At 65.7% G+C, this 9,697-nt stretch carries 12 protein-coding genes; 7 read left to right on the top strand and 5 right to left on the bottom strand.

Translation table 11 applies throughout. From position 1 onward, the window contains the following. Positions 1-1,176: an acetyl-CoA C-acyltransferase family protein gene (locus tag BMX43_RS03140; RefSeq protein ID WP_091296586.1), complete on the bottom strand. Its 1,176-nt coding sequence runs from the start codon at positions 1,174-1,176 to the stop codon at positions 1-3. Between the two features lie 149 nt (positions 1,177-1,325). Between BMX43_RS03140 and BMX43_RS03135 the strand changes: the two genes are divergently transcribed. Further along, positions 1,326-2,417, top strand: a complete 1,092-nt coding sequence (locus tag BMX43_RS03135; protein ID WP_091296583.1) for an MFS transporter — start codon at positions 1,326-1,328, stop codon at positions 2,415-2,417. 36 nt (positions 2,418-2,453) lie between these two features. On the opposite strand, the gene BMX43_RS19700 is transcribed toward BMX43_RS03135, so the two are convergent. The 4 genes from BMX43_RS19700 to BMX43_RS03120 form a co-directional block, all read right to left on the bottom strand. Beyond that, positions 2,454-2,618 carry a hypothetical protein gene (locus BMX43_RS19700; protein ID WP_175482003.1) on the bottom strand — a complete coding sequence of 55 codons (165 nt, stop codon included), beginning with the start codon at positions 2,616-2,618 and terminating at the stop codon, positions 2,454-2,456. Positions 2,619-2,722: 104 nt separating this feature from the next. Beyond that, entirely contained in the window at positions 2,723-3,469 is a 747-nt protein-coding gene (locus BMX43_RS03130) for a metallophosphoesterase family protein (RefSeq protein WP_091296581.1), read from the bottom strand. A gap of 188 nt (positions 3,470-3,657) precedes the next feature. Further along, positions 3,658-5,253, bottom strand: coding sequence for a phosphoglycerate dehydrogenase (serA, locus tag BMX43_RS03125; protein WP_091296578.1), 1,596 nt, complete (start codon positions 5,251-5,253; stop codon positions 3,658-3,660). A gap of 125 nt (positions 5,254-5,378) precedes the next feature. Beyond that, a complete protein-coding gene (locus BMX43_RS03120; RefSeq protein ID WP_091296575.1) occupies positions 5,379-6,536 on the bottom strand; it encodes a phosphoserine transaminase in 1,158 nt (385 codons plus the stop codon). Between the two features lie 205 nt (positions 6,537-6,741). On the opposite strand from BMX43_RS03120, the gene BMX43_RS03115 reads away from it, so the two are divergent. The 6 genes from BMX43_RS03115 to BMX43_RS03100 are packed head-to-tail and all read left to right on the top strand — an operon-like array spanning position 6,742 to position 9,669. Continuing rightward, entirely contained in the window at positions 6,742-7,182 is a 441-nt protein-coding gene (locus BMX43_RS03115; protein WP_091296572.1) for a hypothetical protein, read from the top strand. Further along, entirely contained in the window at positions 7,179-7,997 is an 819-nt protein-coding gene (locus tag BMX43_RS03110; RefSeq protein WP_091296569.1) for an AAA family ATPase, read from the top strand. Before BMX43_RS03115 ends, BMX43_RS03110 begins: the two co-directional genes overlap by 4 nt. 55 nt (positions 7,998-8,052) lie before the next feature. Continuing rightward, entirely contained in the window at positions 8,053-8,304 is a 252-nt protein-coding gene (locus BMX43_RS20125) for a hypothetical protein (RefSeq protein WP_245749354.1), read from the top strand. Between the two features lie 27 nt (positions 8,305-8,331). Continuing rightward, a complete protein-coding gene (locus tag BMX43_RS20120; protein ID WP_245749353.1) occupies positions 8,332-8,520 on the top strand; it encodes a hypothetical protein in 189 nt (62 codons plus the stop codon). Then, on the top strand, positions 8,517-9,002 hold the full coding sequence (locus BMX43_RS20115; RefSeq protein ID WP_245749352.1) for a phage portal protein: 486 nt from the start codon (positions 8,517-8,519) through the stop codon (positions 9,000-9,002). The genes BMX43_RS20120 and BMX43_RS20115 overlap by 4 nt, the downstream gene beginning before the upstream one ends. Beyond that, positions 8,995-9,669, top strand: a complete 675-nt coding sequence (locus BMX43_RS03100; RefSeq protein WP_091296567.1) for a phage major capsid protein — start codon at positions 8,995-8,997, stop codon at positions 9,667-9,669. The genes BMX43_RS20115 and BMX43_RS03100 overlap by 8 nt, the downstream gene beginning before the upstream one ends. The last annotated feature ends 28 nt before the right edge of the window (positions 9,670-9,697 follow it).

Raw genomic sequence — 9,697 nt, 5'->3', positions numbered from 1 at the left:
TCAGGCCAGTTCGACCGCCAGCGCGATGCCTTGGCCACCACCGATGCACATGGTGATGATGGCGCGTTTGCCGCCGGTGCGCTGCAGCTCGTAGATCGCCTTCACGGTGAGGATGGCGCCGGTGGCCGCAATCGGGTGGCCCAGCGCGATGGCGCCGCCATTCGGGTTGACCATCGCCGGGTCAAGCCCGAGGCCCTTGTTCACCGCCAGGGCCTGGGCGGCAAAGGCCTCGTTCGATTCGATCAGGTCGAAATCGGCCAGCGTCAGCCCGGTGCGCGCCAGAAGCTGCTGCACGGCAGGGATCGGGCCAAGGCCCATGACCTGCGGCCGCACGCCCGCGATGGAATAGCCCAGCAATTTCGCAATCGGCTTCAGCCCGGCCTTTTCGGCGGCGTCGGCCCGGGCCAGCACCACGGCGGCGGCGCCGTCATTGATGCCCGAGGCGTTGCCGGCGGTGACCGTGCCGTCTTTCTTGAACACGGTTTTCAACCCGCCCAGAGCGTCGAGCGAGGTGGCCTTGGGGTGTTCGTCGGTGTCGAAGATCACCGTGCCCTTGCGGCCCGCGATTTCGACCGGGACGATCTGATCCTTGAAGCGGCCCTCGGCAATGGCGCGGGCGGCGCGGATCTGGCTTTCCATGGCGAAGGCATCCTGATCGGCGCGCGAGATGTCACATTCCGCCGCGACGTTTTCGGCGGTGACGCCCATATGGCCGGTGCCGAACGGGCAGGTGAGTGCGCCGACCATCATGTCCAGCGCCTTCACGTCGCCCATCTTCTGGCCCCAGCGCGCGGCGGGCAGGATATAGGGGGCGCGGCTCATGCATTCCGCGCCACCGGCCAGCGCGAAATCGGCATCGCCCAGCATCAGGTTCTGCGCCGCCGAAACGATGGCCTGCGCGCCCGAGCCGCAGAGCCGGTTGACATTCAGCGCCGGGGCGGTATCGGGCACGCCCGCATTCATCGCGGCGACGCGGCTGAGATACATGTCGCGCGGTTCGGTGTTGATCACATGGCCGAACACGGCGGAGCCGATCTGCGCGCCCTCGATTCCGGCGCGGGCAAGGGCGGCCTTGCTGGCGAACGTGGCAAGCTCGATGGGCGAAAAGCCCGACAGGCTGCCGCCAAAGGTGCCGATGGCGGTGCGGGCGGCAGAGAGGATAACGATTTCAGTCATGGAAGGGCCTTTCCAAAGGTTTACGGGAAATGTGTCGCCCGGGGCGCGATCACGCGAGTCTTACGTTGCCTCAGAAATTAAGCAAGCGAAGCGATTGACAGTCGGGCCTGCAGGCAGAATGTGAAGCCGCGAAACAGGAGATCGGGAAGATGCGCGGGATGATGGGCGGCCAGGCCGGGCTGCTGTTTGCGGGAATGGCGAGTTTCATCCTGATGGGGGCGGGGCAATCGCTGTATGGCCCGGCGCTGCCGGTGTTTGGGCGCGAGATGGGGTTGAGCCTTGCCGATGCCTCGCTGGTGATTTCGGCGCATTGGGTGGGCTGTTTCATCGGGGTGGCGGTGATGTTCGTGGCGGGGCATCTGGCCACGCCGCGCCGGGTGCTGGCGCTGATGGCGGCGGGGGCGGCGCTGATTGCGGCAGGCTGGGGCTGGCCGGTGACGCTGATCGGGGCCACGGTGTTCGGCACGGGCTATGGCGGATCGACGGTGCTGTTCAACCCGCGCTTTCTGGCGGCGTTTGGCGACCGGGGGCCTTCGATGCTGTCGCTGCTGAATGCCACCTTCGGCATCGGCGCGATTGCGGCGCCGCTGGTGTTCGTGGCGCTGGGGTCGCAGCCCGGGCTGGGCTATGGGTTGATTGCGGGTCTGTGTCTGCTGGTGTTGCTGGGCGCGCAGGATGCCGGGCGGGTGGCGGTGAAGGTGGAAACGGTGGAGCGGCTGCGGCCCGATGCGCTGATCCTGACCTTTGGCCTGTTCGGCGTCGGGATGGAGGCCTGTCTGATCGGCCTTGGCCCGGCGGCTTTGGTGCGGGCGGGCGAGACCGAGGCCACCTCGGCGGCGCTGCTGTCGGCGTTTTTCGTGGCCTTTCTGGGTGCGCGGGTGGTGCTGACCTTTGCCGCGCATCTGATTGCGCCGTTCCGTCTGTATCTGATTGCGGTGGGCGGGATCGGCGCCTGCATGATTCTGGCTGCCGTCAGCGTGCCGGACTGGTTCTTCGTGCCTGCGGGCGCTTTTGCCGGGATGATCTTTCCCGGCTATTTCGTGGAGGCACTGGCGCGCATGGGCCATGGGCCGCGCGTGGCGCCGGTGGTGGTGGGTGCGGGCCTGATCGGCGGCATCGGCGCGCCGCTGGTGCTGGCGCGGCTGGTCGAGGCACTGGGGACACGCGGGTTTTTCTGGTGCCTTGGCGCGCTGGGTCTGGTTCTGCTGGCGCTGGGTCTGCTGGTGATGCGGCGACGCTGACCGTCAGGAGGCCGTTTCGGGCCTCCTGCCACAGGCTCAGAGATAGTGCCGCATCGTCGGCGTTGCGTCGCGCAGCGCATGGCCGCCCGACAACAGGCGCCACAGATGTGCCATCGTCATCATGTCATCCCTCGCGGCATGGGTGCCCGGGTGATCCCGCAGTTTCAGCACGCGCACGCCGTCAATCATCTCGACCTTCATCCCTGTCTCCTTCGGTTGGACGGTGCCCCCGAACGTCAGACTGATGGCAGATTATTAATGCGGCCTTGCCAGAGCCGGGCAATATTGCGGCGCTTGCGCTGCCTTTAGGGCAAATGCGGATGCGCGGGGCGCAGCGGTTTGCGGCCTTGCGCGGTCAGTTCGAACACCTCGCGCCCTTCGATCACCACGGCGGTCAGCGGCCCGCCATAGGCGGCGGAACTGTCAATGTTGACCCGGTTGCCGTAATGGGTGGCGACATCCAGCGCGGTATGGCCGTGCACGATCAGGCTGCCATGGTCGCGGGGGTCCGACAGGAAGGGTTCGCGGATCCAGACCAGATCGGTTTCGGTCTGTTTCGCCAAGGGGATGCCGGGGCGGATGCCGGCATGGACAAAGGTCACCTCGCCGCGTTGATGCGAGGTGGGCCGTGCAGCCAGCCAGTCGCGATGGGCCTGCGGCACGGCGGCCAGCGCATCGTGGAACACCGGCAGCAAAGGCCGGTCGCCGGGCGAGGCCACGCCATAGGATTGCAGCGTCTGCACGCCGCCGAGGCGCGGGTGCAGCCAGCTCAGATCCCGGCGCAGGCCTTCGTCATGGGCGTCGAAGGCGGTAAGGTAGAGGCTGAACATCCGGTCATGGTTGCCTTTCAGCACCACCCAATCCTCGCCGCGGGCCTGACCCTGCATCAGATGTTCGATCACGCCACGGCTGTCGGGGCCGCGATCCACCAGATCGCCGACATGGATCACCGGGGCGGCGCCGTGCTGGGCCTGATCGCGCGCGATCAGGTCATGCGCGCCCAGAAGCAGCGAAAGATGGCCGTGAATGTCGCCGATGGCGTAGCTGCGCATGGGTGCCTCCATGGAGAGCCGTGTCGCGGATGGGTAAGGCCGGGGGCCAGCCCCCGGACCCCCGGGGTATTTGGGCAAAGAAGAAAGTGCAAGGGGCGTGGCGCGGGGCCCTGCGTTGGGAAAGGACAAAGGCCGGGGCGTGGGCCCCGGCCTTCTGGATTTCGCGTGACGGCTGGCCTGTGCCCGGTTCAGGCCACGTCGAATTCCAGCGGTTTGACCTGCTGGAACATGCCGGTGGCCTCCAGCGTATCCACCACTTTCGCGTCGATCGCCTGATCGAGATACAGGATCGCGATCGCGTCCTGCCCCACGCCCGAGCGGCCAAGGGTGAAGTTGGCGATGTTCACGCCGTTCTTGCCCATGGTCATGCCCAGGAGGCCGATGATGCCCGGCACGTCATCGTTGGTGGTATACAGCATGTGCCGCCCCACTTCGGCGTCGATATTGATGCCCTTGATCTGGATGAAGCGCGGTTTGCCATCGGCAAAGCAGGTGCCTGCCACCGAACGTTCGCGCTTGTCGGTGACCATGGTCACCTTGATATAGGCGTCAAACGTGCCGGTCTTGTCCTGCTTGGTGGTGGAAACCTGAATCCCGCGCTCTTTCGCCACGATGGGGGCAGAGACGAGGTTCACATCGGGATTCGAGGCTTTCATCACGCCCGCGATCACCGCCTGGTTCAGCGCGGCGAGGTTCATGTCGGCGACGCGGCCATCATAGAGGATGTTGACGGCGCGGATCGGCTCTTCGGTCATCTGGCCGATGAAGGCACCCAGATGCGAGGCAAGCTTGATCCACGGGCCCATGATGGCGGCCTGTTCGGCGGTGACGTTGGGCATGTTCAGCGCATTCGACACGGCGCCGGTCAGCAGGTAATCCGACATCTGTTCGGCCACTTGCAGCGCCACGTTTTCCTGCGCTTCGGTGGTGGAGGCGCCAAGGTGCGGCGTGCAGACCACGTTGGGCATGTTGAACAGCGGGTTCGCGGTGGCGGGTTCCACCTCGAACACGTCCAGCGCTGCCCCTGCCACATGGCCGGATTTCAGCGCATCGACCAGCGCCGCCTCGTCGATCAGGCCGCCGCGGGCGCAGTTGATGATGCGCACGCCCTTCCTGGTCTTGGCGAGGTTTTCCGCCGAGAGGATGTTGCGGGTCTTGTCGGTCAGCGGCACATGCAGGGTGATGAAATCGGCGCGGGCCAGCAGATCGTCCAGTTCCACCTTGGTGACGCCCAGTTGCTTGGCGCGCTCGTCCGACAGGAAGGGATCATAGGCCACGACCTTCATCTTCAGGCCCACGGCGCGGTCGCAGACGATCCCGCCGATATTGCCGGCGCCGATCACGCCGAGCGTCTTGTTGAACAGCTCGACCCCCATGAATTTCGACTTTTCCCATTTGCCGGCATGGGTGGAGGCGTTCGCCTCGGGGATCTGGCGGGCGACGGCGAACATCATGGCGATGGCATGTTCGGCGGTGGTGATCGAGTTGCCGAAGGGCGTGTTCATCACGATCACGCCTTTTTTCGACGCGGCCGGAATATCGACGTTATCGACACCGATCCCGGCGCGGCCCACGACCTTCAGGTTGGTCGCGTTTTCCAGCAGCTTTTCGGTGACCTTGGTGGCCGAACGGATGGCAAGGCCGTCATATTGGCCGATGATTTCGGCCAGTTTCTCTTTGTCCTTGCCGAGTTTCGGCATGTAATCGACCTCGACGCCCCGGTCGCGGAAGATCTGGACGGCGGTTTCGGAAAGTTCGTCGGAAACGAGAACGCGCGGAGCCATTTGGGTGACCTCTGGATATGGGTTTGGAATGGCGGGGTGATCCCCGCCCTACGGTGTGGGGAAGGCGGGGTATTCCGCTTTCCCGGACGGTGCAGGTAGGGCGGGGGTTGCCCCCGCCATCCCGATCAGGCGGCTTTCGCCAGCGCCGCGATTTCGGCCTCGAACGCGTAGGCGATCCAGGGCATCAGCGCCTGAACATCTGCGGTTTCGACGGTCGAGCCGCACCAGATGCGCAGACCGGCAGGCGCGTCGCGATAGGCGCCCACGTCAAGGGCAACGCCCTCTTTCTCCAGCCGTTTCGCCACGTTCTTGGCGAAGGTGGCGCCGTCGGTGATACGCGGGTCGGCGAATTTCAGGCAGACGCTGGTGGTCGAGGCATTGGCCGGGTTCACCGCGAGGTTTTGCAGCCACGGATTGGCAGCGCAGAACTCCCACACCACTTGCGCATTGGCGGTGGCGCGGTCGATCAGGCCCTGCAGCCCGCCCACCGATTTTGCCCAGTTCAGCGCGACGAGGTAATCTTCCACGGCCAGCATCGAGGGCGTGTTGATGGTTTCGCCGACGAAGATGCCTTCGATCAGCTTGCCCTTCGAGGTGAGGCGGAAAATCTTCGGCAGCGGCCAGGCGGGGGTATAGCTTTCCAGCCGTTCCACCGCGCGGGGGCTGAGGATCAGCATCCCATGCGCGCCTTCACCGCCCAGCACTTTCTGCCAGGAGAAGGTGACGACATCCAGCTTGTCCCACGGCAGATCCATCGCGAAGGCGGCCGAGGTCGCGTCACAGATGGTCAGGCCCGCGCGGTCCGCCGGGATCGCATCGCCATTGGCGACGCGCACGCCCGAGGTGGTGCCGTTCCAGGTGAACACCACGTCCTTGTCGAAATCGACGGTCGCCAGATCGACGATCTCGCCGTAAGCGGCCTTTTTCACGGTGGCGTCGAGCTTGAGCTGTTTCACCACATCGGTGACCCAGCCTTCGCCAAAGCTTTCCCACGCCAGCATTTCAACCGGGCGGGCGCCGAGCAGCGACCACATCGCCATTTCCACCGCGCCGGTGTCAGAACCGGGGACGATGCCGATGCGGTAATCGGCGGGTACGCCGAGGATGTCGCGGGTCAGATCAATGGCCTGCTTCAGCTTTGCCTTGCCGACGGCGGCACGGTGCGAGCGACCCAGCGGGGCGTCTGCCAGTTGATCGAGGGTGAAACCGGGAACCTTGGCGCAGGGGCCAGAGGAAAAGCGCGGGTTTGCCGGGCGCTGTGCCGGGGCGATGAGATCAGCCATGGTATCCTTCCAGATATGAGCCTCTCGTTGGGGAGAGGTGTCCCGCTGCGGGCTTTACGAAACGCCCAAGATTCTTGCAAGCGGAAATGTCGTTTCCGATCGGAAACTGGTCGCAAGCGCCGTGAACGAGACGGGAACGACCGCTGATTCGTGGCACAAATCTGCCACAGGGTCTTCGCGGAATGTTCTTGGCGAAGCCCCGGAAATGGAAAACCCCGGCGCGCTGGCGGGCGCGACCGGGGCGGCAGGTCTGACCAAACAACCCGATAAAGTTGACGATCTGGCGGCAGAATATCGCTTGCGGCATGATTGGGCAATCACACTCACTTATGCGGTGGAGAATGCGCATCCCGACGATGCACTGTCGATCTGCTGCGGGGTGGTGGAACGGCTGCGCCGAGGGGCACCGCTGCCGCCGTTGCTGGACATCGAACACGAAGCCAGCTGGTGGGCCAGCATGGCTACGCCGTTCGAGCTGCTGGCCTATCTGCAAGCCTGTCTGGCCCAGCTGACCGACGAAGCGGTGAAGGTGAACACGCGCAAGCGGCTGTTGGTGCAACTGTGGGACACGCTGCCCGCCAGCGACCGACACGCCTTCCTTGCCCGCGTCGATCCCCAGGGCGCATTTGTGCGGGGGGCAGCATGACCGACGATCCGTTTGACGGCCTCAAGCCCGAAGAGCCGCCGCAGAATGTCACCAATCTTTCCGACTTCCGCAACCGCCCGCGCCAGGTGAATGCCCGGCAGGCGAATGCCTCGGGCCGCAAGAGCCGTTTCTTTTCCGCCGCCGATCTGGACGGCAAGCCGGTGCCGCCGCGCGAATGGCTGGTGCCCGATCTGATCCCGGCCGGAACGGTAACGCTGCTGACCGGCGACGGCGGCACCGGGAAATCGCTGCTGGCCCTGCAACTGGCCGTGGCCTGCGCCCTGGGCAAGACATGGTTGGGCCGGGGCGTGTCTGCGGGGCGGGTGCTGTTCCTTTCCGCCGAGGATGACGAAGCCGAGCTGCATCGCCGTCTCTGGGATGTGGTGCAGGCCGAGGATGCGGCGCTCTCCGATCTGGATCACCTGTCGATCCGCAGCCTTGCGGGCGAGGATGCGCTTCTGGCGGCGCTGGATCTGCGCAGCGGCATCCTGCGGGCCTCTGACCTGTTCCGCGAGCTTGACGCCTTCATGGGGGATCTGCGGCCCGTGGTGCTGGTGCTGGACACGCTGGCCGATCTGTTCCCCGGCAATGAGAATGACCGGGCGCAGGCGCGGCAATTCGTGGGCCTGCTGCGCGGGCTGGCAGCGTGGCCGCGCCGGAAGTGCAGGCCATGCTGTTGCGCAATCGCGCATGGGAATGCTGGATCTTGTTGCCCTCCGCCGAGGCACGGGCGGATCAGCCGATCTTCGCCGTTACCGCCATGGAAAACCTCGTTGGCTTCTTCGAAGACATGGGCGAATTCGCCATGGTGCTGAATGTCGGCGTGTTGGCCCGGAAGCTCTGGGCGCAGGTTGAAAAGGACGCGGCGTAATGTCCTTCCCCTTTAACTTGCTCGGGCGGGTGTTTCGCCCGGTCCACAAGCGCCAGATCGAGGCGGGGGGCGGCGGGCGTCGTTGGGAAGGTGCGGCCATGCTCCCGGCCCCTTCGCAATCGACGCTTGCCGCCCGTGGGGCCGCCAAGGCGCGCGCCAGCGCCGCCTATATGAACACGCCGCAGGGCAACCGGATTGTGGAGGCATGGGGGGCGGCGCTGGTGGGCAAGGGCTGGCAGGCGCGCCCGTAGCACCCCGACGCGGCCCGGCGCAAGGCGTTGGCCGAGGGGTTTGAAGAGCTGGTGCGCCCGATCCTGCTGCCGCTGGCCCGTGCCATTGTGCGCGATGGCGAAGCCTTCGTGCATCTGATCGTGACCCGCGACGGCGCGTTGCGCCCGAAGCTGATCGCCGCCGATCAGATCGACCCGAGCCTGACCCGCGATCTGGGCGACGGGGCGCGGATGTGACCTTTTCCAACCCCGGCGCGGGCCTTGCCCAGGCGGTGGAATTCCTGCGGGCGCAGGATCGGGAAATCGCAACCGGCGTGGGGCTGACCTTCGAAATGCTGACCGGCGATCTGGGCGAGGCCAATTATTCCTCGGCCCGCGTGGGCTTGCTGGACTTCCGCCGCCGCGCCGAAATGTTGCAGCGCAACCTGATCGAGGCGGGCCTGCTGCGCCCGTTGTGGCGGCGCTGGATCGACGTGCAGGCGCTGGCAGGGGCGATCCCGCCCGAGGCGCTGGCCGATCATCTGGCGGTGCGCTTCGTGCCGCCCGGCTGGGCTTGGGTGGACCCGAAGAACGAGGTCGAAGCCGATGTGGCCGCAATCGCGGCGGGCCTGAAATCCCGCGAAGAGGTGGTGGCCGGCCGTGGCCGCGACATTGACGAACTGGACGAAGAGCGCGCCCGCGACCGGGCGCAGAACATCAAAGGAGAAAGCCATGAATGATGAACGCGACAACACCGAAGCCACGGAAGAAGCCTACCGCATCGAGACCTTCGGCAAGATGGGCATCGCCGCCTGCGCCTTCGAGAATGACACGCTGGCGGCCATGGTCATGGCGAACCCGGTCCTGTCGGACGGCGTGGCGGTGTTCCATGCCGATCACGGCAACCTGACTGCTGCTGCCAATCCGAACGTAACTTCGCTGTCTGCTGCGCGTCTCGCCATGCGCAAGATGAAGGCCCTGGGTGGTATGCTGATCGACGTGACCCCGCGCTTCGTGCTGGTGCCGCCCGAGTTGGAAACCTTGGCCGAACAGGTGTTGACCGAGATCGCCGCGGCCAAGACCGAAGACGTGAACCCCTTCGGCAAGCTGTCGCTGCTGGTGGAACCGCGCCTGAGTGTCGCTGACCGTTGGTATGTCGTGGCCGATCCGGCCAGCGCCGAAGGGCTGGAATATTCCTATCTGGAAGGCGCGCCCGGCCCGCAGATCGAAACCCGTGCGGGCTTCGAAGTGGACGGCGTGCAGACCCGCATCCGGCTCGACTTCGGCGCAGCGCACGGGGGGCGTCGCGGAAGGGTGGCGCTGCAAGCTGTTTGCCGTAACAACAGTGGGGATAGCGACGGGGGGCTGTGTGCCTTGGCTGTGCCAAGCCGACCTCGTGTCATGTGATAGTGTTCACTTGTCCGGGGCGGTACAG

The sequence above is a fragment of the Gemmobacter aquatilis genome, from assembly GCF_900110025.1.
Lineage (GTDB): Bacteria > Pseudomonadota > Alphaproteobacteria > Rhodobacterales > Rhodobacteraceae > Gemmobacter > Gemmobacter aquatilis.
Note: the sequence above shows the minus strand (reverse complement) of the source record. Positions and strands in the feature narration are given on the sequence as shown.